At 41.1% G+C, this 25,395-nt stretch carries 20 protein-coding genes; 12 read left to right on the forward strand and 8 right to left on the reverse strand.

The window, feature by feature from the left end; genetic code table 11:
* Positions 1–579 (forward strand): GNAT family N-acetyltransferase, encoded by a 579-nt coding sequence (locus tag ACN222_RS06465; protein ID WP_010995474.1) that lies wholly within the window; start codon positions 1–3, stop codon positions 577–579.
* A gap of 47 nt (positions 580–626) precedes the next feature.
* On the opposite strand, the gene ACN222_RS06470 is transcribed toward ACN222_RS06465, so the two are convergent.
* From ACN222_RS06470 to ACN222_RS06480, 3 genes are all read right to left on the reverse strand, one after another.
* Entirely contained in the window at positions 627–2,039 is a 1,413-nt protein-coding gene (locus ACN222_RS06470) for a cation:proton antiporter (RefSeq protein WP_010995475.1), read from the reverse strand.
* Between the two features lie 111 nt (positions 2,040–2,150).
* On the reverse strand, positions 2,151–3,872 hold the full coding sequence (locus tag ACN222_RS06475; protein WP_010995476.1) for a SulP family inorganic anion transporter: 1,722 nt from the start codon (positions 3,870–3,872) through the stop codon (positions 2,151–2,153).
* Between the two features lie 854 nt (positions 3,873–4,726).
* Positions 4,727–4,999, reverse strand: coding sequence for a hypothetical protein (locus ACN222_RS06480; protein WP_010995477.1), 273 nt, complete (start codon positions 4,997–4,999; stop codon positions 4,727–4,729).
* Positions 5,000–5,247: 248 nt separating this feature from the next.
* Here ACN222_RS06480 and ACN222_RS06485 point away from each other — a divergent pair, with 248 nt between their 5' ends.
* The 10 genes from ACN222_RS06485 (at position 5,248) to ACN222_RS06530 (ending at position 17,364) form a co-directional block, all read left to right on the forward strand.
* Positions 5,248–6,060, forward strand: a complete 813-nt coding sequence (locus tag ACN222_RS06485) for a hypothetical protein (protein WP_010995478.1) — start codon at positions 5,248–5,250, stop codon at positions 6,058–6,060.
* 682 nt (positions 6,061–6,742) lie between these two features.
* Positions 6,743–6,979: a hypothetical protein gene (locus ACN222_RS06490; RefSeq protein ID WP_010995479.1), complete on the forward strand. Its 237-nt coding sequence runs from the start codon at positions 6,743–6,745 to the stop codon at positions 6,977–6,979.
* A gap of 182 nt (positions 6,980–7,161) precedes the next feature.
* Positions 7,162–8,919, forward strand: a complete 1,758-nt coding sequence (locus ACN222_RS06495) for an ATP-binding protein (protein WP_010995480.1) — start codon at positions 7,162–7,164, stop codon at positions 8,917–8,919.
* A 475-nt stretch (positions 8,920–9,394) separates the two neighbouring features.
* On the forward strand, positions 9,395–9,625 hold the full coding sequence (locus tag ACN222_RS06500) for a NifU family protein (RefSeq protein WP_010995481.1): 231 nt from the start codon (positions 9,395–9,397) through the stop codon (positions 9,623–9,625).
* A gap of 136 nt (positions 9,626–9,761) precedes the next feature.
* A complete protein-coding gene (locus ACN222_RS06505) occupies positions 9,762–11,996 on the forward strand; it encodes a glycoside hydrolase (protein ID WP_010995482.1) in 2,235 nt (744 codons plus the stop codon).
* A gap of 236 nt (positions 11,997–12,232) precedes the next feature.
* Positions 12,233–13,315, forward strand: coding sequence for a serine/threonine-protein kinase (locus ACN222_RS06510; protein ID WP_044520884.1), 1,083 nt, complete (start codon positions 12,233–12,235; stop codon positions 13,313–13,315).
* Positions 13,316–13,479: 164 nt separating this feature from the next.
* Complete coding sequence (gene miaB, locus ACN222_RS06515) at positions 13,480–14,844, forward strand: tRNA (N6-isopentenyl adenosine(37)-C2)-methylthiotransferase MiaB (protein WP_010995484.1); 1,365 nt, start codon at positions 13,480–13,482, stop codon at positions 14,842–14,844.
* 168 nt (positions 14,845–15,012) lie between these two features.
* Positions 15,013–16,101 carry a 3-isopropylmalate dehydrogenase gene (gene leuB / locus ACN222_RS06520; protein WP_010995485.1) on the forward strand — a complete coding sequence of 363 codons (1,089 nt, stop codon included), beginning with the start codon at positions 15,013–15,015 and terminating at the stop codon, positions 16,099–16,101.
* 88 nt (positions 16,102–16,189) lie between these two features.
* A complete protein-coding gene (locus ACN222_RS06525; protein WP_010995486.1) occupies positions 16,190–16,456 on the forward strand; it encodes a hypothetical protein in 267 nt (88 codons plus the stop codon).
* A gap of 98 nt (positions 16,457–16,554) precedes the next feature.
* Positions 16,555–17,364, forward strand: a complete 810-nt coding sequence (locus ACN222_RS06530) for a prepilin peptidase (protein ID WP_010995487.1) — start codon at positions 16,555–16,557, stop codon at positions 17,362–17,364.
* Positions 17,365–17,427: 63 nt separating this feature from the next.
* On the opposite strand, the gene ACN222_RS06535 is transcribed toward ACN222_RS06530, so the two are convergent.
* The 4 genes from ACN222_RS06535 to ACN222_RS06550 form a co-directional block, all read right to left on the reverse strand.
* Positions 17,428–18,999: a glycosyltransferase family 39 protein gene (locus ACN222_RS06535; protein ID WP_010995488.1), complete on the reverse strand. Its 1,572-nt coding sequence runs from the start codon at positions 18,997–18,999 to the stop codon at positions 17,428–17,430.
* A gap of 490 nt (positions 19,000–19,489) precedes the next feature.
* Positions 19,490–19,933 carry a hypothetical protein gene (locus ACN222_RS06540; RefSeq protein ID WP_010995489.1) on the reverse strand — a complete coding sequence of 148 codons (444 nt, stop codon included), beginning with the start codon at positions 19,931–19,933 and terminating at the stop codon, positions 19,490–19,492.
* Between the two features lie 151 nt (positions 19,934–20,084).
* On the reverse strand, positions 20,085–23,129 hold the full coding sequence (locus ACN222_RS06545) for a valine--tRNA ligase (RefSeq protein ID WP_010995490.1): 3,045 nt from the start codon (positions 23,127–23,129) through the stop codon (positions 20,085–20,087).
* A gap of 74 nt (positions 23,130–23,203) precedes the next feature.
* Positions 23,204–24,163 carry a putative 2-dehydropantoate 2-reductase gene (locus ACN222_RS06550; RefSeq protein WP_010995491.1) on the reverse strand — a complete coding sequence of 320 codons (960 nt, stop codon included), beginning with the start codon at positions 24,161–24,163 and terminating at the stop codon, positions 23,204–23,206.
* A gap of 160 nt (positions 24,164–24,323) precedes the next feature.
* Here ACN222_RS06550 and ACN222_RS06555 point away from each other — a divergent pair, with 160 nt between their 5' ends.
* A complete protein-coding gene (locus tag ACN222_RS06555) occupies positions 24,324–24,725 on the forward strand; it encodes a fasciclin domain-containing protein (RefSeq protein WP_010995492.1) in 402 nt (133 codons plus the stop codon).
* 34 nt (positions 24,726–24,759) lie between these two features.
* On the opposite strand, the gene ACN222_RS06560 is transcribed toward ACN222_RS06555, so the two are convergent.
* Positions 24,760–25,281 carry a GNAT family N-acetyltransferase gene (locus tag ACN222_RS06560; protein ID WP_010995493.1) on the reverse strand — a complete coding sequence of 174 codons (522 nt, stop codon included), beginning with the start codon at positions 25,279–25,281 and terminating at the stop codon, positions 24,760–24,762.
* Positions 25,282–25,395: the final 114 nt, after the last annotated feature.

Below are 25,395 nucleotides of genomic sequence, written 5' to 3' on the forward strand. Positions count from 1 at the left end.
ATGAAGTCAGAACTGCCGATAATTGCGAGCGATCGCTTACTATTACGTATAGGTATTCAAGAAGATATCCCCAAAATTCTCAAATACTTTCTAGAGAATAAAGATTATCTAACTCCATTCTATCCTACTTGGGTTGACCAGTTCTTTACAGCAGAATATTGGCACTATCAATTAGAAAATAACTTTTTAGAATTTATCCATGACCAGTCTTTAAAACTATTTATCTTTCCCAAAAAGCGGCCAACAGAAATTATCGGGACTATAAATTTTAATAATTTCGTCAAAGGTGCTGCCCATTTTTGTTATGTAGGATATAGCCTGGCAGAGGCAGAACAAGGTAAAGGCTATATGACAGAAGCTTTAAAAGCAGCGACTGATTATGTATTTCAAGACTTGAATTTCCACCGCGTTATGGCTCATTATATGCCCCATAATCAGCGTAGTGGTAACGTACTCAAAAGGCTAGGTTTTGTTGTGGAAGGTTATGCCAGAGACTATTTATTAATTAATGGCAAATGGCAAGACCATATTTTAACTAGTCTCATTAACCCCAACTGGCAACAAAACGAAAATGGGTAATGAGTAATTAAAATCAAACAATTACTCATTACCACTAAAATTCTGACTTACCCAAGCAAATCAGCTTTTTCCAATTCTTTGATTTCTTCAGATTGTTTAAATGCAAAACGTAATAAAGGTGGAGCTAAGAAGGTTGTCAGAATCACCATAATAATGATTGCTGCTTGCAGAGGCTTATCTAAAGCACCACTAGCGGAACCAATACCAGCAAATACTAACCCTACTTCACCTCTGGGAATCATGCCCACACCAACTGCCAAGCGGTTAATTCCCGGTTGACCAAAAACAGCCCAACCAGTGACAATTTTACCAATAATCGCCACCACAATTAGAAAGGTAGCGATAATTAAACCTTCTCGATTCCCAGGAACCACAGGATTAAGCACACTTAAATCAACTTTGGCTCCAACGGTAACAAAGAAAATCGGCACTAAGATATCAGCAATGGGTTTTACTTGCTCATCTAGCTCTTTGCGTTTGTCAGTTTCATCTAAAACTAAACCAGCAGCAAAAGCACCCAAGATAGCTTCTAAGTGAATGGCATTACCCAAGAAAGCCATGAAAAATGCAAAGATAAATGCTGGGATAATTAAGTTACCGCGTGTTTGCAATTTATTAGCAATGGCAACAAAACTTTGATTGAAATATTTACCCAGAAGAATCGAGCCAATTAGAAAAACAGTGGCGCTGACAATTAAATAAATGACGTTGAGAACATCAACTTCGCCAGTTTTCGCTAAACTAGCAACCACCGCCAACACAATAATTCCTAAAATGTCATCAATGACAGCTGCACCGACAATAATTTGTCCTTCTCTAGATTTTAGCTGTCCTAGTTCTGACAAAACTTTAGAAGTAATCCCAATACTAGTAGCAGTAAGCGCTGCACCTGCAAAAATTGCGGGAATGACTGGAGCATGAAATATGGAAATCAATCCCACAGTACCAGCAGTAAAAGGAACTGCCACCCCCACGCAAGCTACTATTGTCGCTTGATAACCAACTTTCTGCAATTCTTTTAAATCTGATTCCAGACCAATTTCAAATAACAGAATGATGACACCTAATTCAGCCAGAACAGAAACAGCTTCACTCTGGCTTTGAAAAATTGCTGTGACTGCATCTGGAGTGAGATTGTTAATAAATTGCAGGATAGTCATGATTACAGAATCGCCTGCAACTGCTCCGCTTTCAGGAAACACAACTAAATGTAGTGCGGACGCACCAACCAATACACCTGCAACTAATTCACCTAAAACTGGAGGTAAGTCCACCAGCCGAGACAATTCGCCACCAATTTTACTAGCTAAATAAATCACTACTAAAGTTAGTAGTACGCCAGTCAAGACAATGGGGGCATTTTCCGCCTCATTTGTGGTTGCTAGTAAGGGCGAGTTTAATGTTAGAGCCAGGGAATTTACCCACGGAACTGAATTAGTGATTGATTCTATAAAAATCATGTTTTGCGTCTGTTTTACTGATGATTGCTTGGGCTGATTCAAAATAATTAGTAATCCATAATCAAATTATGAATTACTAATTAGCACTAGTGAAAATTGGAAATGTTTTAGTTAATTTGGATAGGCGTAAGAATCAGGGTCATTACCTTGATTAGTAAGAGCATTTACGCCAGTAGCACCTGTGCCATTAGATTTAACTATGGCGACACCTTGCTTCAGGGCTTCCACCCGGTCTACGAACATATAATGTGCAGGTACAAACCGCATAATGCCAAACTTTTCTAAGCGCCGTTTGACCTTACCGGCCGCACCTACAATCAACACTTGACGACCTTGCTCACTAGCATCTTTGATGGCGTTTTCAATCGCCAAAGAGGCCGTTATACCCAACATGGGTACGTCGCTCAAGTCTACAATCAGCACATCGGAGTCTGCCATCGCTGTATGTTCACGAGCGATCGCTTTAGATACCCCAAAGATCATCGGCCCACTCAAGTAAAATAGCAGAATGCGTCCATTGGCTTGATCGAGCAATCCTTTTTCTTCATCACTTAAGACAATTGCATCATCAGTATCACTAATTGTCTTCACATCCTGTGATTGCAATTCAGAAAGACGCTCGATAGTCAAGATATTAGCAATGAACACACCCACACCGACAGCAACAATCAAGTCAACAAATACGGTTAAGAATAATACACCGTACATGATGATTGTACCCTTGAGAGATACCTTATGAGCGCGTTTTAAGAAGCTCCAGTCAAGAATGTCAATCCCTACCTTGAGGGCAATACCAGCCAACACAGCCATCGGGATGGTTTCAGTTATATTCGCAGCCCATAAAACCACAACTAACAAAATTAAGGCACGAGTGATACCTGATACAGCAGTTCGTGCGCCAGTTTGGATGTTAACTACTGTTCCCATTGTGGCACCTGCACCAGGTAATCCACCACAAAGACCAGATACAAAGTTAGCAATACCTTGACCAATTAATTCCTTATCAGATTTATGTTCGGTACGAGTTAAACTGTCTGCAATCACCGCCGTCAGCAGGGTATCAATACAACCCAACAGTCCTAACATTGCACCATCAATAATCATCGTCGTGATTTGCGATGGGTTGAAGGTAGGCAATCGTAATTGGGGCAGCCCCATCGGGATTTCGCCAATTCGTCTAATCTCAACGTTGCCAAAAAAGACTAGAGAAACTACAGTAACTACAACTAATGCAACCAATTGAGGCGGTGCATAACGCTTGATTTTAGATGGCATTAAGAAAATAATTGCCAACGTCAGCACACCCAAAATTGTTTCTGCCGGATTGATTTTTGTCATCAAAATCGGCAGATTCTGCACCATCCCCAGCACGCCACCTTTTGGACTAGGCTGTCCAACAAACGGTGCAATTTGTAGAATAATTAGGATTACCCCAATCCCCGACATAAAGCCGGAAATCACACTGTAGGGCATGAGGGTAATATATTTACCTAGTTTAAATACCCCGAAGAAAATTTGGAATAATCCGGCCAGCATGACTACAGTAAATGCCATTGCCAGACCGTTTTCTGGGTTACTAGCAGTCATGGAACTGACAATTGCAGTCATGACAACAGTCATCGGCCCGGTTGGTTCAGAAATCAAGGTTGGCGTTCCACCAAATAAGGCAGCAAAAAAACCAACGCAAACCGCACCATACAAACCAGCGACAGGCCCAGCACCAGAAGCAACACCAAATGCCAAGGCTAGCGGCAGAGATACAATTGCGGCAGTTAGACCACCGAATAGATCGCCTCGCAGATTATTAAAATTGATAGTATTGGTCAAGGACATTTTGGCTAAAGCTGTAAAACAAATTTGGAAGATTGACAAAAACTTGAGCCGCTTTTAGTAAATTTCTTATTTTGTAGCCATGAAAAACCAAGCCAATAAAAAATAAACTTTTGGCGATCTCCAGTGTGGCGGCGATGCGCTATCAGCGACTCGCTATCATCGTGAATATCAAACAAAGAAAGATCTGACTAGACTCAAATACAAAAAAGTCCTATTGGGACTGATTTAAACAGTAGTTTTTTATGGTTAGTATTGATATTCACAGATAACAGCTTACAGTGTTTTGCATCGATGTTGTGCATTTGCAATAGTTATTATTAAAAGAATATTAAATTCATCCCATAGATAAAAACTTATACATCTTAAATAATCTTAGTTCCTATTAATATAGGACACTGATCTCTTCAATAAATCAGCATTATACCAGCATTAGCTTTTCTTATAGTTCTCTTAGGATATTGGAAAGCCAGAAAATATTTTTCTTGTCCATCTGATTCTGTCTTTATCCTTTAGCTTTACCTGAAATATCAACGGGGATCACAGGATAATAACCAGTTTTTCAGAAAGTTAATAAGTTCCTTGAATATATGAACTCACAAAATATGATGAATGGGGAGACAAATTTGCTTACTTAGTAGTCAAGCTCAGACAAGAATAGCAGAAGAAGAAAAGCGAACCAACTTAAAACTCTCTTGCCTGTTGAGTTATGAGTGGTGAATAACTAGACTATAGCCTAAGTAAACAAGAAATAAAGCAAGCAATTGGTCGTTAAATACGCCTTTTATCAGAAAAAAACTTTAAAACTCCCCTATTTGAAGTAAGGAGAGTTTTTATCTTGTACAAGCAGGTACTTTTTAGTTCCAGGGTGAAGGGATAGCTGTTGTGGATATTACCTTATTAGCCATCAACCTGATTGCAGTTCTACCACAACTGGGACAAGTGAGTTCTAAAACTTGTGGGGAAACTCCTTCTACCTCACTTAATAACCCTTGTTTACAGTGCCAACATTCAAAAATGACTCTGCTGACTGGTTGGTTACAGTCTAGTATTTTAACGTGTTGAAAGTTCCTAGTTTCGTTGTCTTGAGTTCTTGGCTTGTAAGATTTTTTAATTTCTTTAATTTCCATATCGTCTGTAAGTGCTGGTAATTTACATTACAAAATGACGTTCAAGGCATGAGTGGAAAATCCGTAGAAGAAAGGGAAGTGTTCAAACCTTGGCTTTTTCTCTTTTCACGCTTTTTCACATAAAACTGGGTGTCCTTCGATTTTATTTGGGAGACTTGCTCAACTCAATACAAATGCGGAAATTAACAATAAGACTGAGTAGATTATTTTATAAAAATTACAATCTCTGAAATCAACAGCGTACATTTATGACGGACGTAAAAGAAGTATTAAGCTTTATTGAAAAAATTGAAGGTGAAAATTTGGGCAAATCGGCTTATGAAATCGCTAATCTTTTACGTGGTTATACAAAGTCAGAATACACAAGTAAGTTATGGACTGTAGCTACAGGGTATAAGCAAAAATACATTGCAGGAGAATTTCAAGGGAGACTCAACAAACATTTATTATTAAGTGGCGAAATGACTGACTTTGCTCATTTCATCGCCTCACTTTCAGACCAAATCAACCAACCAGGAATTAAAAAGTCTGACTTAACCAGTTGGACTTCCGACCATACCTCATGGGCTGGGGATATTGGCTCTGCTATTATATTTTATCGCTCTCAAGCTGATAAAGGAAATGCCATGACCCTTGAGAAAGTACTGATAGGGCTGGCTAGTGACTCGGATTTTACCGCTAATATTGCTGCTTACTTAGTTGGATTTATGATTAATGTAAACCAGCAAACTACCATTTCAAAAGCTATTTATGATTACGATAAAATTCAGTATGCAACGCATCTACAAACATTTATCAAGAAACGTTTTGGTGGCATTATTGAAGGTAATAAATTACAAAATACAGATTTAATTGAATCTGCAATCCAGCAATCTGTATCTACTTTTATAGGATTATATTCGCCTGCATCTAATTTATATAAATCTTTGAAATACTTGCTAAAATTTCCACCTCAAATAAGATGGCAGAACAAGATAGTAATTAACAGTAGTGATTTACAGATCGGTTCTCAACATTTCTTATCTCACTTGATGAAATATGCAGCCTTAGATAGGCAATAGTGATTTTCCAGACTCCTTGGCTTTCCTCATCCCTTTACTCTAATAGCTGCGTGTTTTGAGGCTCTGTCATGAAGCGGACAGAGGAGCGCGAGATTTCTACAATTAAATTGAGCGATCGCCTCATCATTCAAATTAGGCGATCGCTAAACCTCCTTGAGCATCAGCATTAAACGACCCGACCGAGCATCCCCATACCAAAATCCTAAGGGGACGCATGGTTTAAGAGTTGATAAAACTTGAATTATTTCGGGTATTTTACATTGATTACCGATTACTTTATCAAAAATCTACATTTTTGCGACCTCCTCGCTCCCCAAATCCCAGTCTGAATTTAAAGATTACTCACAGACTTTTTAAGAATCTCTATAAAGTCTATTTTTCTCTGCTAGTATTCATCAACCTGAAGCGTACAATAAATATATATAAGTACATAGTGTAGATATGATGGGCAAATACCACCCGTATTTGCTCGGAATCTCTGGTTTACTGACAAAACTTCTAGCTTCATTGTCTAGAAAGTTCAATGAAAATTGCCACTGGCTATCTGAATGCTGTTAGTTTAGTGAAATTTCGGGGAACTATGTAACTATAAACTTTTAATATTTGTCAGTAAAATACCCGAACAGTCAATGCAACTGCTTTATAAAGCTTGTGACAAGACAGTTTTTGAGTATATAAACCTATGAATATGAAAGAAAGAGCTACCGATGCGGAGTCAAGCCAAGCCGATAAGGTAGAAATCGCTGTCCAACTGGATTCGGAGTTACTGGAGCAAATTCAGCACCTAACTAACGACCCCAGCAAAGTGATTGAAGTAGCCATTCGTCAATGGTTACGGGGTGAAGCTCTTAGAGATGATGAACTGACGCGCAGTCCCAATCGCGTACCAGTTCCGCCTCGTGGAGAATGGAATGATTAACTTTCATAAATAGGCTGTAAAGATAAAGTCTAAAAATGTAAAGTTTGTCAATCTAAATACCAGAACAGTTACAATACGCAATACTCAGTATGTAAAATTGGTCAAATTTTACGCCAAGCTTTGCCCAGCCTTAGTAAGACTGTTTTGAGTTGCCATTAGTCCATCCAACTCGATTCAACGTAATGACTATTACTGCCAATTCCCAATTACCAAATAGATTTCCTCAAAATCTAGAATCGATGAACCACAAGGCTGATGGCTTATTAGCAAACCTCGGTGCTGAGTTGGTATATGTGCAGGATGGGGTGGGGCGTTACCTGTCCTTTTATTGGCAGAAAAGTGAACTTTTGGGTTTCAACCCAGAGCAAATAGTATGCGATGGTAATGGACAGGAAATTTTTGTCCCACTGGACAAGGTTTCTTACATGAAAAGACTGCACTGTATCATGGCTAACTTAGCTCCAGAAAAGTTCCCTTGCTGGTTTAGCTGTCATCAAAATCTATTTGAGTTGGAACTGGCTATCACGCCGATTATTCCACCTTTGGGAACTGGTGCCACTACGGTCTTGGTCATGGGAAGGTTATTACAAGTTAAAGTAAATAACCAAGAGGTAAATGTAGCAATTACTACCCCTACACAAACAGACTTAGCTTCGCGATCGCAGCAACACCAAAGATTGGTAAATAAAATTACCAGAAATATTCGCCGGACACTAGATTTAGACCTTATTTGGCAACAAACAGTTGACAGTCTAGGTAAAGCACTCAGACTAGAGCGCTGTATTATTTGTCCTTACCAGCCCTCTAGCTCCAAAGTGCGAGTAATTGCCGAATATCATCAACCAGACCGTCCTTCCATGCTGGGTTTAGAAATAGATGTAACTTCTGAACCAGCTTTTGCTCAGGCGTTGACAACCTTGGAACCAATCATTATGGAAGTTCCGGGTTATGAACTTTGCCCACAACAGAAAATTCTAGTAGTAGCCACTTGTTACCAAGACCAAGCTAATGGCTTAATTGCGATCAATTTACGGCACGAATGTTATCCCCTAACTAATGCCGAACTAGAACTAGCTAAAGAAGTAGCAGATCAGTTGGGAACAGCGATCGCTCATGCTACCTTATATAAAGAATTAGAAGCAGCACGACAAAAAGCTGAAGAAGCTTCCCGCCTCAAGAGTGAGTTTCTCGCTAATGTCTCTCACGAAATCCGCACCCCCTTGAATGGGATGATTGGTTTCCTCAAGCTGATTTTAGAAGGTATGGCAGACGATGTCGAAGAAAAAAATCAGTTTTTATCCGAAGCCCATCAATTATCTTTACATCTACTCAACATTATTAACGACATCTTAGATATAGCTAAAATCGAAGCTGGCAAAATGGAGTTAGTGTGCGCTCCCATCAAGCTGGAAGAACTATTCTCTGATGTAGATAACTTCATGCGCCCACAAGCAGAGGTCAAAAACCTCAGTTTCCGAATGCAATTGCCACCAACCTCGGATGAAATCGTTGTGCAAGGCAATTACCAACGGCTTTTACAAGTCATGTTAAATATAGTCGGCAATGCCATTAAATTTACTCATGAAGGTGGTATCACTGTTACTGCCGACGTTGTCCTGAAAAAAGGGAAACTCCAAGAACAGAACTTCCCCGGTATGGTGAGAGTGAGAATAGCCGATACAGGTATTGGTGTTTCCTTAGACCAGCAAGACAAATTATTTCAATTATTCTCTCAAGTAGATGGTTCCCGCACCCGTCAATACGGTGGCACAGGTTTGGGATTGGCAATATCCCAAAAACTTGTAGAGACGATGGGTGGGGAAGTGCATTTTTACAGTCTTGGTGAGGGACTTGGTTCTACAGTCACATTCACCGTACCTCTATACCAGCAGCCAGTCATGCTTTCTTCTAACGACACTGACGCTGAGTGTATCGGTTAAATTTAGGACTTATGCAGCCAGTTTGTCTGTTGAGACTAGGGTAAGGGTATAGGGGTGTAAGGGTGTGAGGGTGTGAGGGTTTTAAACATTTACACTCCCTACCCCTAAACCCCTATACCCCCATACCCCTAAACCCCTATACCCCCATACCCCTAAACCCCTATACCCCCATACCCCTAAACCCCTATACCCCCATACCCCTAAACCCCTATACCCCTAAACCCCTAAACCCCTATACCCCCATACCCCTATAAGCAATCATAGATTTGGTGCGTAGGAATATTATGTGTTCATGACTATTGCATTAAGCAACTGAGAATAAAACACAATTTGGCAACAATTGGATCTAGGATCGATTTAATCAAGCTGCAAAATAAAATTTTGAGTGAGATATAGAAAAATAGGTAGAGGAAAAATAACCAATGCCAAAAGTTTCCTATCTCACAAACTTTGTGAATTTACTAGGTATCAAGCAATGGAACTAACAATTGACAACGTGGAAACTGTTTTAGATGAAATGCGCCCTTACCTAATTTCTGATGGTGGTAACGTAGAACTTGTAGAACTCGATGGGCCTATTGTTAAATTACGTTTACAAGGTGCTTGCGGTTCTTGTCCTAGTTCTACCATGACTCTGAGAATGGGTATTGAGCGCCGTCTGCGGGAAATGATTCCTGAAATTGCCGAAGTTGAACAGGTAATTTAGGGAATTAGGGACTGGGGACTGGGGACTAGGTAAGGACTGAGGATTAGGAAAGAGGCAATTTACCCAATCCCCAATACCCAATACCCAACACCCAATACCCAATACCCAATACCCAACACCCAATCCCTAAGACTCTATGACTCATCCGCTATACGTTGCTTTTATTTGGCATCAACATCAGCCATTGTATAAATCTCCTGGTAGCAGCCTTTCAACGCCTTCTAGTCAGCAATATCGCCTGCCTTGGGTGCGCTTACATGGTACAAAGGATTATTTAGATTTAATACTAATTTTGGAAAAGTATCCAAAATTACATCAGACAGTAAACTTAGTTCCTTCCTTAATTCTGCAACTGGAAGATTATATTGCTGGTACAGCGTTTGACCCTTACCTCAAAGCCAGTCTGACACCAACTGAGCAACTGACTCAGCAACAGCGAGAGTTTATCATTCAGCACTTTTTTGATGCCAATCACCACACCTTGATTGACCCTCACCCCCGCTATGCCGAGTTGTACTATCAAAGGCAGGAAAAAGGACAGTCTTGGTGTTTGGCGAATTGGCAATTAGCAGATTACAGCGATTTGTTGGCGTGGCATAATTTGGCATGGATAGACCCACTGTTTTGGGATGACCCAGAAATTGCGGCTTGGTTACAGCAGGGGCGTAACTTTACATTAGGCGATCGCCAGCGCATTTATTCCAAACAACGTGATATTCTCAGCCGCATTATTCCTCAACACCGGAAAATGCAGGAATCGGGGCAATTAGAAGTTACCACCACACCCTATACTCACCCGATTTTGCCTTTGTTGGCTGATACTAATTCTGGTCGGGTAGCTGTGCCAAATATGGCGTTACCAGAATCTCGGTTTCAGTGGTCAGAAGATATTCCTCGTCATTTAAGAAAAGCTTGGGAACTTTATACAGAAAGATTCGGGCAGGAACCAAAGGGTTTATGGCCTTCCGAACAATCAGTTAGTCCAGATATATTACCGTATATTATTAAACAAGGATTTCAGTGGATTTGCTCAGATGAAGCAGTCTTGGGGTGGACACTAAAACACTTCTTTCATCGGGATGGGGCAGGGAATGTACAACAGCCAGAACTGTTGTATCGTCCTTATCGCCTAGCAACTCCAGCCGGAGATTTAGCTATTGTCTTCCGTGACCACAGATTATCAGATTTGATTGGCTTTACCTATGGGGCAATGCCCGCCAAACAGGCAGCCGCCGATCTGGTGGGACACCTGCAAGCGATCGCCAAAATGCAACGAGAGCGACCAAGTGAACAGCCTTGGTTAGTGACTATCGCCTTAGATGGCGAAAACTGTTGGGAATTTTACCCCCAAGATGGCAAACCATTCCTAGAAGCTTTATATCAAAGTTTAAGCAACGAACCCCACATCAAACTCGTCACTGTCTCCGAATTTATCGAAGAATTTCCTGCCACAGCGACCATTCCCGCAGAACAACTACATAGCGGTTCTTGGGTTGATGGCAGTTTTACCACCTGGATTGGTGATCCTGCCAAAAATCGAGCTTGGGATTACCTTACAGAAGCGAGAATCATGTTGGCAAATCATCCCGAAGCAACAGAAGAAAATAACCCCGAAGCTTGGGAAGCTTTATATGCTGCCGAAGGTTCAGACTGGTTTTGGTGGTTTGGGGAAGGGCATTCCTCAAATCAAGATGCCATTTTTGACCAATTATTTCGAGAACATTTGTGTGGCATCTATAAAGCTTTGAATGAACCCATACCCGCATATCTCAAGCATCCAGTGGAGGTTCATGCAGCCAGAGCCGATCATTCCCCTGAAGGCTTCATTCATCCTGTAATTGATGGCAGAGGAGATGAGCAAGATTGGGACAAAGCTGGACGGATAGAAATTGGTGGGGCGAGGGGGACAATGCACAACAGCAGCATTGTTCAGCGCCTATGGTATGGGGTAGATCACCTGAATTTCTATTTGCGAGTAGATTTTAAAAGTGGTGTTACCCCTGGACATGGTTTGCCTCCAGAGTTAAACCTGTTGTGGTTTTATCCAGACCAAACAATGCACAACAGTCCGATTCCTTTAGCTGATGTGCCGGATACAGCCCCACTTAATTATTTATTCCATCATCATTTGGAAATTAACTTGCTGACCCAATCAATTCAATTTCGGGAAGCAGCAGAAAATTATCAATGGCATCCCCGTTTCAGCCGCGCTCAAGTCGCTTTAGAAAATTGTTTAGAAGTAGCAATACCCTGGGCAGATTTGCAAGTTCCGCCAGATTATCCTCTGCGGCTAATTCTAGTACTTGCTGATGAGGGACGTTTTAGTAAATATTTACCAGAAAACACTTTGATTCCGATTGAAGTGCCGTAGGTAGCAATAGGGGGGTAGGGTATAAAATCTCACTGATTTAGAGTGTAGGGATTAATGAAACTATGATTATGTCCTTACTTTTATGGTGATCACTCATGGCTTTATAAAAAACCTACACTTGTCAGACTCTCCACTGCCCAATAAATATTAATTTTGCAAAGTTGCCGTAATGCTACTGGCACAGAAAAACTTTTGTGGTTAGATTGATAACATCACAAAGTAGCTATTGTTGGGCTATGAATCGCTTTTCGGGAAATATTACAAATTCACATCAGTACAATTTGCAGCAGAATCAGCTAGCGCAAATGTGTGGTTCCAAAGAGCTGTTTTGCGATCGCTATCAGATATTGCGGATATTAGGTAGAGGCGGCTTCGGGATTACATTTCTAGCTAGGGATGCTGTGTTACCCGGAAATCCTTTGTGTGTGATTAAACAGCTTTGTCCTAAAGTCACTAGTGCTAAAAGTTGGCAAAATGCCTGTCGGCGCTTTGAAAAAGAAGCCAAAACTCTCGCTACACTCGGTAGCCACTCACAAATTCCCATGCTCCTCAACTATTTTGAAGGCGATGGGGAGCTTTATTTAGTGCAAGAATACGTGCGTGGCTATACTTTGGCACAAGAAGTCAGACATCATGGCACAAAGACTGAAGCAGAAGTTAAACAATTTTTGCAAGAATTACTACCAATTTTGCAATATCTTTATCAAAATCAAGTAATTCACCGAGATATAAAACCGCAAAACATAGTCCGTTGTGCAGACGATCGCCGCATAGTATTAATAGATTTTGGTGCAGTTAAGGAAAAATTATCTGATCTGGGTATAAGTTCATTTAATCAAAATTCTCACACCAACTTCGTGGGGACAACAGGATTTGCACCACCAGAGCAGTTTTCTTTACGTCCAGTGTATGCCAGTGATATTTACGCCTTAGGTATGACTTGTATTTATCTGTTAACTGGCAAAGGGCCTTTAGAAATGGAAAGTGATAGCAAAACTGGGGAAATATGCTGGTATAACTACGTAAAAGTTAGTGATGATTTTGCCAAGATTATCAGCAAAATGGTGAAATTTTCCTTAGATGAGCGTTTCCAAAAACCACAGGATGTCATTAAGGCTTTGAGTCAAGAAAGGGATTTGCCCAACTTTAGTGATTGTTTGACTAGCCAACCATTAAATAATAAACGCCAAACAAAAGTAGAAACTTCCGAGAAATATGTCCCAGCCGTAGCCAGAACTGCAATGGCTATTCGTGAATGGAAAGCTAAACTTCAACAAAAACAATTACAACGTTCGTTACAGCATTTTTCGTCTGTATAATACACAATTCTAGGGATAAAAGACTAATCAATCCCTTCTGCCTTCTGCTTTTATTCGATAATTTTCCCAGCTTGGGGGTTGTTAAAGTTGCTCGACAGTCACTAGAGTAAATAGAGAAGCACACAAAGCATATTTAACATAAAGCTAACTAAGCATAATTGCCCATGACCACTTCTAACCGCCGCTATCACATTACTACCTTTGGTTGCCAAATGAATAAAGCCGACTCAGAGCGCATGGCTGGCATCTTAGAAGACATGGGCTTTAAGTTTTCCGAAGACCCTAATAATGCAGATTTAATTCTCTACAATACCTGCACAATTCGGGATAATGCTGAACAGAAAGTCTATTCTTACCTTGGTAGACAAGCCAAGCGCAAACACGAACAACCAGACTTAACCTTAGTTGTGGCTGGTTGTGTTGCTCAACAGGAAGGCGAAGCACTGCTGCGGCGAGTGCCAGAACTAGATTTAGTCATGGGGCCACAACACGCCAACCGTCTCAAAGATTTGCTGGAGTCAGTGTTTGCAGGTAATCAGGTCGTCGCCACTGAAGCCGTCCATATTATGGAAGATATCACCCAGGCGCGGCGAGATAGCACCGTTACAGCTTGGGTAAATGTGATTTACGGCTGCAATGAACGCTGTACTTATTGCGTAGTTCCCAACGTGCGCGGCGTGGAACAGTCCCGCACACCGGCAGCCGTTCGTGCGGAAATGGAAGAATTAGGACGGCAAGGATACAAAGAAATCACCCTCCTTGGTCAAAATATCGACGCTTACGGTAGGGATTTACCCGGCGCGACACCAGAAGGACGACACCTACACACCTTTACAGACTTGCTATATTACGTCCATGATGTGCCAGGCGTAGAAAGAATCAGATTTGCTACTAGTCACCCCCGTTATTTTACGGAGAGACTAATTAAAGCTTGTGCAGAGTTACCCAAAGTTTGCGAACACTTCCACATTCCTTTTCAATCCGGGGATAACCAACTATTAAAAGCAATGGCGCGGGGTTACACTCAGGAGAAATATCGTCGGATTATCGACACAATTCGTAGATATATGCCAGATGCTTCGATTAGTGCCGATGCAATTGTCGGTTTCCCAGGAGAGACAGAGGAACAGTTTGAAAATACGTTGAAACTGGTAGATGATATTGGCTTTGACCAATTAAACACCGCCGCCTATTCACCCCGTCCCGGCACACCAGCCGCTTTATGGGAAAATCAACTGAGTGAAGAGGTGAAGAGCGATCGCCTACAAAGATTAAACCATTTAGTGAACGTCAAAGCAGCCGAGCGATCGCAACGTTACATGGGACGTATCGAGGAAGTCTTAGTAGAAGAGCAGAACCCCAAAGATCAAACCCAAGTCATGGGACGGACAGGCGGTAATCGTCTCACCTTCTTCAAGGGAGATATTCATGAACTAAAAGGGCAATTAGTCATGGTGAAAATTAACGAAGTTCGCGCTTTTAGCTTGACTGGTGAACCGATAGAAATGCGGCAAGCTCTGCCAATTTAAACAAATTTATACGAATGCCTCATGGCATAATTACAATCGCTCGGTGTAGAACCAGAGGCTTAAATAGCCTACATTCCCCAATTACAAATTACAAATTACGAATTACGTTGGTACACTTGCTCGGTATGATATTTAATCTGCAAGCATTTACCAAATGAAAATTCAGCTATGACTCAGAACTATCGAATTACCCTACTCCCTGGCGATGGTATTGGCCCTGAAATTATGGCAGTGGCGGTAGATGTGCTGAAAGTCGTAGGGCAGCAATTTGATATTCAGTTTGATTTCCAAGAAGCTTTGATTGGTGGTGCAGCAATTGACGCGACAGGCGAACCTCTGCCATCGGCTACTTTAGATACTTGTCGCCACAGTGATGCTGTATTACTCGCTGCTATTGGTGGTTATAAGTGGGATTCCTTACCCCCTCACCAACGCCCGGAAGGGGGTTTGTTGGGATTGCGTGCGGGATTAGAATTATTTGCCAATTTACGCCCAGCCCAAATTTTACCGCAGTTAATCGACGCTTCGACTTTGAAGCGAGAAGTTGTGGAAGGTGTAGATATTATGGTGGTGCGTGAACTCACTGGTGGGATTTACTTTGGTAAACCCAGAGGAATCTTTACTACTGAGACTGGCGAGAAACGTGGCGTTAATACGATGGTTTATACAGAATCGGAAATCGACAGAATTGGCCGGATAGCTTTTGAGACTGCGCGGAAACGTCGGGGTAAACTCTGTTCAGTAGATAAAGCCAATGTATTAGATGTATCCCAATTGTGGCGCGATCGCATCACCAATCTTTCCCAAGAATACCCAGACGTGGAACTTTCCCATCTATATGTAGATAATGCCGCCATGCAATTGGTACGCGCTCCCAAGCAGTTCGATACCATCGTTACAGGCAACTTGTTTGGGGATATTCTCTCGGATGCGGCTGCCATGCTTACAGGTAGTATTGGAATGTTACCCTCGGCTAGTCTTGGGGCTTCTGGGCCGGGAGTCTTTGAACCAGTCCACGGTTCTGCCCCAGATATCGCAGGACAGGATAAAGCCAACCCCCTCGCCCAAGTTTTGAGTGCGGCGATGATGTTGCGTTACGCTTTAGACCAACCACAAGCAGCAGACAAAATAGAACAGGCTGTATTACAAGTTTTAGAGCAAGGTGATCGCACAGGGGATATAATTTCAGTGGGTATGAATCTTTTGGGTTGCCGGGGTATGGGTGACTCCCTCATAAAGGCATTAGCAAAATCATAATTTCCCGGTGAAAACAGGCAAATTGGCAACCATTCCCGGATGTTTCGGCTAAACTGGAACCAAAATCTAGCAATCACATAACAGCATAGTGTACGCTTTAAAACAAGGACAAGGAAAAGCTAATTTCACTGCCCCAAAAAACCAGTCCCCTCTGGTTGATCCAGCCGTGATAAGAGCTGCGGGGCAAATTTATTACACCCACTGCGAAGTACATCCTGAAATCGCTGGCCAGCCTTCAGGGGTGGCTATCAATCGCGTCACTCACCGGGGTAAAGTAATTTTTACAAATCAACCCGTTTTGTTACCCCAAGAATGTTTTGTGCCATTGAGTCAAATTGAATCCTATATGTATTAGTCAATTGTCAGTTGTCAGTTGTTAGTTGTTAGTTGTAGCGCTCGACAATCAGCGAAAAATCAACGACAAATGACACAGGACTCAAGACAATTGACTATATGGAAACTTTGATAGTAACCCTGGCGAGTGTGTTCGTTTTCGCCTTGGGTGCATCTATTGGCAGCTTTATTAATGTTGTAGTTTATCGGTTACCGGCGGGATTATCAATTCTGTGGCCGCCCTCTCGTTGTCCTCATTGTCTAAACCAGCTCAAAGCTTATGATAATGTGCCTGTGCTGGGCTGGATTTGGTTAAAAGGGCGTTGTCGTTTTTGTAAAAATCCGATTTCCATAAGATACCCTGTAGTGGAAGCAGTGACAGGGATAATTTTTCTTTGCGTATTTTTGATATTTAAAGTTTCAATTCTGACCTTAGGATACTGGACATTTTGCGGCTGGCTATTAGCATTGTCCCTAATTGATTTAGATACTATGACCCTACCTAATCCCCTCACTAAATCAGGATTGGTCTTGGGTTTGGTGTTTCAAATGATTGTTGGCTATGCTGCTGACCCTACTTTGTCAGGATTAATTAGACACTTAATGATGGGTATCGTTGGCGCTGTTTTGGGTTTATGGTTATTTGAGGCGATCGCTCTTTTAGGGGTTGTCTTCCAAAAAGAAGCAATGGGTGCAGGAGATGCCAAGCTTGCTGCCATGATGGGTGCTTGGTTGGGTTGGCGATACTTACTTCTGGCTGGATTGATTGCCTGTACCTTAGGCGCATTGGTAGGTGTTGGGGCTATCCTGCTCTCAAAACGCAAATGGGGGCAAAAAATCCCCTTTGGCCCTTTTCTCGCCTCAGGAGCTTTGATCACCCTCTTTGGTGGACAACCAATCTTGTCTGCTTATTTACAGTTGTTTTTTTAAGATCAGAACCCCGACTTCTTCAAGAAATCGGGGTTCTAAATAAAGTCTGTCAACAGTCACCCGTCAACCGTCAACAGCTATAATCTCAAACAATCTACCCTGGGGAAAAGTCTTCACTAATTTATGTTTGGCTTCTAGCTGTTTGAGGGTTTTTGCTGATGCTTCCAGAACAAAAACCCTGTCAAACCCATCGGGAATTGTCAGATCATCTCGAATTAGTTTAAATTTAGTGTCTGAGTCAACTAGATAACTCATGGATAATGCCCGGTCTAGATTTGTGCATAAAACTAGTGGGCGATCGGCTGAACTGATGATTGCCGATGCTTTGGGAAAATGGGGACTACCAAAAGCATTCCACGATGGTGCAGCAGAAATTGCCAGACAGGAACTCACACCACACAGAATTAAAACTGACAAAGCAAACTGTCCCCATCGCCTGTGTGAGGATTGGCTAGCAGTTAACCAACTACCAATTAAGTATGCAACTATCAATTCCACGGCTAAAACGAAAGGAATTAAATAGCGCATTCTGGTGGTGATAGAACTACCACTCACTAAGTCTTTTAGCATCAGACTCACTCCTGTGGCGATCGCTAGTGCTAGGAGAAAGTTGCTGATTTTTCTCGGTGCATATCGACAAAGTGTATAAAGAGAAATTGCGGCGATCGCGAGTATAATCGGAGTGAAGAACCACTGGGCTGCTTTGAGAAAATTAGGCGAGAAAAAGGGATGATATAAGTCAAGAAAAAGGTTCTGTATACCCTTCAACCAAGCATTGATTAACCCAAATAAAGAACTTTTATCAGACACTTGTTCAACAGAATATTTCAGCATACTGGAATTTATAAAAGCCCATAACCAAGGTAAAAAAGCTAAGGTACTAATTCCTAATACCAAAAAATATGCAGTTAGACTTTTTAAATTTCTCAGGCTCTCGTTAATCAAGACATACACTGTATGCGCTACTAAAACAAATGCAAATAGCAAATTAGAGTAAAGCCCAATCACAATACTTAAGCCATAAATCAGCCACCACCATAAATTTTTTAGGTGCATAGCCTTAAGTAAACATCCACAGGCAATTACTGTAGTCGCGATCAAAATACTATAAGGGCGGATGATTTGCGCGTATTGTAAATGAAAGGGAGAAATAGCTACAATTACCGCCGCTACGAATGCTGTAGTTTTAGACACAAATAATTCTAATCCTAACCAGTAAATTGCCCATATTGCAATTACGCTTAGTAGGGCGGCTAAACTTCTTTGAATTACTAGTCCATTATCAAACCAATTATTAAATAAATATGACCATAAAATTGTCAAAACTGGATAAATCGGAGGAAATACATAAAGTTTGCTAATTACTTGCTCAATTGATTGAATTAAAGTTTTGTTTGTATCAATAAAGAGATATTTTTGCAGTTCGCCGATACTGAGAATAGAATTATCAAAGTTTTGGTAGGCTTGGGAGTGTTGTCCATAAATATAGGTCGATGAGAAAGTTTCATCGAAAGAATAAACTTTTTGCTCAAGATGATAAAATCTTAAAAATATTCCTAAAATAAGTGCAGCAGTTGAAATAATTAGCAACCAATTAGGAATTTTATAGCGTTCTTCTGATGTTTTATTTTCCATACATAAATGAAGCTTTATAACTAGAAAATATTTTTATGTTAGATATCTTAAAATTAGCAGAAAAAACATGGTGACCATATATAATTTCGATACACCATAACCCAATACGTTTCAGTTAAGTCTAAAATCTGGGGTTTTTGAAGTAAGGAAGACTTCGTAGTAAGGACTACCCTGCGGGAACGCTCCGCGAACAGTCCTTAGATGAAAACTAAAGTCCTCTCTACGAGACGCTACGCGAACACTACAAACTATTTTCTTAACTGAACTGTATTGCACCATAGCCGCCTCATCTAGTGGGTAGGACTTCTTCCAAATTGATCGAATATACTTTAATTATGGGTATTAACTTATTTTTTACGGTTTATATTGCCCACCCTATCACGAATTCTTAATATTTAAAGATATATTCAATAAGACGTAAAATTTTTCGTCACGGATAGATAACAATTAATCAATAATTGCACATTTAAATCCTTAGTTTTTACCTCAATTAGGAATCACTATCACTATCTTTTTGATATCCATTGCGTTCGCGTTTCAAACTTTCCTCTAAAGCTTGAATTTGCTCCCGACGAGCTTCTAATTCTAGAGAGCGGCGTGCCAAATCTTGGTTTTGTATAGTTAAGGACTGTCTCCACTGTTCTGCTCTTTCTACTTCCTGTTGCAACAATTCTGGAGTCATACCACTACTGAGATAGATTTGCAAAATATTTAGTACCCAGCTACTAGCATCCTCTAATTTTTCGATTTCACCCGTAGGGGAAAGTTCCACTAAAACCAGCAAATTATCGCTGATGGTGTTGCCTTTACCCAGAAGAATAAAAGCTTCTTCTGGGATTATTGTCCATAGATAGTCAGCTTCTTGACGCGCTAATAAGCGTAGTTGATACTGATCTAAAAACTCATTTTTATGCACCTGGGCTAGATATAGCATGACTTTAGTTGTGCGTTCATTTCAAATTTTAAGTTTATATAGTATTGTGAAGTTTTAATTTTTGAATAATTTTTAACTTTGCAAAAGGTAATGAGATAGTTAGAAATTTCTCATTACCTTTTGCAAATATGCTAAATCGCGTAGGTGATGCCTACACCAACGTCTGAAGGCGTAAGCGCAAAATCTCCACTTGTTTTTCTGCCTCAGCTAAAGCATCTCGTGCAGCTTGCACTACATCGGCTGGAGCTTTATCGACAAACTTAGGATTACTTAACCGACCTTTGAGAGATTGAGCTTCAGTCTCCGCTTTGCTGATGCTCCTCTCTAGTTTGGCACGTAGAGTTTCAATGTCCACTACACCAGCTAGAGGTATAACAACTTGTACAGTCCCTACCACACCAGCGATAGATTTTTCTGCTGCTTCTGGCGCTTGCTGTACTGTCCCTGAAAGATTCTTTTCAGTGGGTGGAGCGAAGAACTTAGCTAAAAATCTTTTTCTAGCTGGGGTAGATAATAAGTTACGGGTAACAAACCAAGCAGAGTAACCCAAACCAACAATTTCAAAGAAAGTCCCCAGGAAAGGAACATTATCAACTGTATCCGCTACAGCCAAGGCTACCCTGAGAAAAACAAGGCCGGCGATAACTAAGCCGATAGTTTTTAAACCCTTTTGGGGTTTCTTTTTTGTAACTGTTGACGGCTGTTGTCCAGCAGCAATGGTCAAAGTCTCCACTTTGGCTAAATCTTTAATATAAGATTGACCAGCCATGAGGATTTGTCTTTCTGATTCACTGTCAGTTTGCAAATTAGCGATAATTTTTGCCCCTGGCTTCACCTCTGCTTCGGCGCGTAAGTTGCGAATTGTGCGGATAGTACCAATCAACAAGTCAAACTGTGTTTCCAAGGCTGGATTTATCAAGTTTACATCTGCTTGGGGATAGGCTTGTAAAGCTAATGTTTGTGGAGAATCTTCTGGTTGTTGGGTGAGAGTCTGCCAAATTTCCTCTGTAATGTGGGGCATAAAGGGATGCAATAGCTTGAGAATCCCTTCGAGGACGTAGGCGAGGGTTTGTTGTGCTGCTTTACGTGATAAAGGGTCTGCGTCCTTTTGCAGCCTAGATTTTACTAGTTCAATATACCAATCGCAGAAATCGCCCCAAATAAATTCGTAAATTCCTTTGGCTGCTTCCCCTAAACCGTAATTGTCGATGTAATGGGTAGTTTGCTTGATAACTTGATGATAGCGGGAAATAATCCAGCGATCAGCCAAGCTGGGCGGAACGCCATCGCTCAATTCTAGGGATTGGGAATTCCCAGTACCCAGTCCCAAGTCCCCAGTACTCAATCCATCCAAATTCATCATCACAAACCGGGCAGCGTTCCACAACTTATTGGCAAAGTTGCGGGATGCTTCTACCGAGGGTGATTCATCTTTTTTGCGGTCATATTCCAAGCGGATATCTTGACCAGCACCAGCTACTTCCCTAACTAAGGTGTAGCGCAGGGCATCAGTACCGTATTTATCAATCAGTAACAATGGGTCAATTCCATTGTTCGCTGACTTCGACATCTTTTTATTATTTTCATCCCTGACCAAACCGTGAATATAAACGGTCTGAAACGGCATTTGTCCTGTGAAATGCCCAGCCATCATAGTCATTCTGGCTACCCAGAAAAAGATGATGTCAAAACCTGTAACTAAGGTAGTGGTGGGGTAGTATTTGGCTAAATCTGGGGTTTGTTCTGGCCAGCCTAAGGTAGAAAAAGGCCACAGTCCTGAAGAAAACCAAGTATCTAGTACATCTGGGTCTTGTTCTAGTTGGACATTCTCCCCAAATTGTGATTTAGCTTTCTCCCACGCTTCATTGGTAGATTTTGCCACTACAAAAGGCGTGTTATCGGTAATTTGTCCGTTGGTTTCACTCACCGCGTACCAGGCGGGGATTTGATGACCCCACCATAATTGTCGAGAGATACACCAATCCCGCAGGTTTACCAACCAGTCACGGTAAACCTTTGTCCAGCGTTGGGGAACAAACTCTGGGCTATTTTTTTCGTCGAGAAATGCTAACGATTTATCTGCTAGGGGGCGAATTTTTACGAACCATTGAGTAGATAATAGAGGTTCAACAGGAACCTTACCGCGATCGCTATAGGGTACGGTATGCTTATAATCTTCTATCTTCACCAAAAAACCATCTGTTTCTAGGCGAGATACTACGTTCTTCCTTGCCACAAAGCGGTCTTGTCCCGCAAACTCCCCACCATTGGCGTTGAGTGTACCATCTTTATTCAAGATGTTAATAAACGGCAGATTGTGACGCTTACCCATTTCAAAATCGTTGAGGTCATGGGCGGGAGTCACTTTTACGCAACCTGTACCGAAAGCAGGGTCAACTAACTCATCACTAATAATGGGAATTTCCTGTTGTGTAATTGGCAGTGTGAGGGTTTTCCCAATCAGATGTTTATATCTGTCATCATTGGGATTAACTGCAACAGCCGTATCACCAAGCATGGTTTCCGGTCGAGTCGTTGCTACTTCCACATAACCAGAACCATCGGTCAGAGGATACCGGAAATGCCAAAGATTCCCCTCAACCTCTTTTGATTCCACCTCTACATCAGACACAGCTGACTGAGTAGCTGGACACCAATTCACCAAATATTCACCACGATAAATCAAACCTTCATCGTAGAGACTGACAAAAGCTTCTGCTACAGCCTTAGATAAGCCCTCATCTAAAGTAAACCTCTCCCGCGACCAATCTACCGAAACACCCAAACGTCGCAGCTGATTAACAATGGTTCCCCCTGATTCCGCCTTCCACTGCCAAGAACGTTCTAAAAATTTCTCACGTCCCAACTCTTGGCGAGTTTTGCCCTCAGCTTTGAGTTGTTTTTCTAGAATTGTATGGACTGCAATACTGGCGTGGTCAGTTCCGGGTAGCCACAAGGTATTACGCCCCTGCATCCGGTGATAGCGCACCAGGGTATCAATCAACGCACTCTCGAAGGCGTGACCCATGTGCAGACTACCAGTAACATTTGGTGGCGGAATCACGACGCAATAAGGTTCACCACCCTTGTTAGGGTCAGCTTTGTAAATTTGGTTTTCTTCCCAGAATTTTTGCCACTTGGCTTCAGTGGTAAACGGATCGTAGAGACTGGGAAGATTGGTTATAGTTGCGGTCATTCTGGGAAATTTCAGTTTGGAAGGACTCTAATAAATTTTGCCACAGGGTTGAGGATTGAAGAGAATAACAGCTGTCAACTGTCAACTGTCAACTGACCAGTCCTATTTCTCCCATCCAAAAATTTGAGTTGATGGTAGAGACAGTTAATTTGCGGTAAGTTTACACCAACTTCTTGAGCTTTGTGTAGTGGGTTGCCAACAATGGCTTCTACTTCTAAGGGACGGCACTCATCATAGTCGATTTTCATACTAGTGCGGTAAGGCTTCATTTTTACTGTGTAATCAAGCATGGTTTGAATAAAACTATCAGGAATATTTCGCCCCATGCTCTTTGCTCCCGCTTTGACTTCATACATTAATTGTTCAACTAACGTACGAGTATAGGTATCTGCCATTAATTCATCGGTTCTAGCATTGAGAACTACAGACAACCCATTGTAGGGAATATTCCACACCAGTTTTTTCCACCTTCCCAGTAATAAGTCTTCGAGTAATTCAATAGAAATACCAGCCGTTTGAAAGTCATGGGATATTTGCTGCATCCTATCCGTAATACCCATATTTGAGTATCCATGAGCATATTCACCCAAAGTAATTTGTCCATAATCTAAGTGATGAATATATCCTGCGCCCACTTTATTAGAACATAGAAAGCATAACCCACCAATTATGTGAACTTGAGGGAGAATCTCGGCAATTTCTTCTTCTACACCAAGCCCATTTTGTAATACCAAAACTATTCCATCATTTTTAACAATAGGTGGTAATAACTTTGGTAGCAAATGATTTTGTGTAGTTTTCAGGGCGACGACTACCACATCACATTTTGGCATCTTTGCCACATCGTTATAAGCGTTAACTTGGGGTAGGGTAAAATCGCCATCTTTAGACTCGACCAATAAACCATCCTGATTGACTTTTTCGTAGTCACTTTTGAGTAAAAAATGAACATCCGAACCAGCTTTTTGCAATTTAGCACCATAATATCCGCCTAATGCTCCAGTTCCCAGGATGGCGTACTTGCGTTCATTCATAAAGTCTCTACCAAGATTTTTTGATAATTATCATAGAACAGCTTCCACAAGTAAGGTGCGTTATGGATTATCTTAATATCATGTTTTTAAACAAACTTTGTGATAAAAATTAAAACAGTTTTATAATTTAAAATTCTTGGCAGAGATTGAGGCGAAACAGATGGCTGATATTGTTGATATTGCGGTTAGTGCTGATAGTTTTAAAACTCTGGTGACAGCTGTACAAGCTGCTGGTTTAGTAGAAACTTTAAAAAGTCCAGGCCCGTTTACTGTTTTTGCACCAAATGACGATGCTTTTGCTAAGTTACCCCCAGGAACCATACAAACTTTGGTGCAGAATATTCCCCAATTGACCAGGATATTAACGTACCATGTGGTACCTGGCAAGCTGAAGCAGGCTGATTTGGCAAAACTCGGCACAGTGACATCGGTTGAAGGTTCACCGATTAAAATTGATTGTGCTGACGGTTTTGAAGTGAAAAATGCCACAGTTTTAGCCGCAGATATCGAAGCGGATAACGGTATCATTCACGTCATAGACACTGTAATATTGATGGGTTGATTTTCCCTTAGGTGGGCATTACCCACCTAATTACTTAAACTTTGGAAAAAGCCGGCGGATAAATAACTTTTCCTTGATATTTTTCTTGATAACTTTGTAGTGTTTTGACCATAAATACATCGTCTGGTACTGGAAAAGGACTCTCAATTTTACAGTTAACAGAAGGGATAAAACCAAAACGAGAATAAAACTGAGGATACCCTAATACAATAACTAAACTTTCTCCTCTTGCATCTGCTTTTTCTAAACCTGTTTTGACTAGAGCGCTGCCAATTCCTTTTCTTTGAAATTCAGGATGAACAGCCATAGGTGCTAACCCCAGCACTTGTAGGTTCTCTTCTCCTACTAACTCAATATAGCTAAAAAGAATATGCCAGACCACGATATGATTAATTTCGTAAATTAATGATAATTCTGGAATATAAAACTCGGAAATACGAATTTCATCAATTAATTGTGTTTCATTCTCTTGACCAAAAGATAAGTTGTTTACTTCGGAAATAGCTAAATAATCTGCGTCAGTTTCACAGCGTATATTCATCATGTTAACATCCATCCTAAAAACCTAGTTTTTTGATATTTTAGCTAAGTTTATCCCCGCTATAAATTTCCTCTCATAGACACTTATAAGAATTAAATAAATGAACTTTCATTTCATCAAAAGCATTGT

The organism is Anabaena sp. FACHB-595, from assembly GCF_048568275.1.
GTDB lineage: Bacteria > Cyanobacteriota > Cyanobacteriia > Cyanobacteriales > Nostocaceae > Trichormus.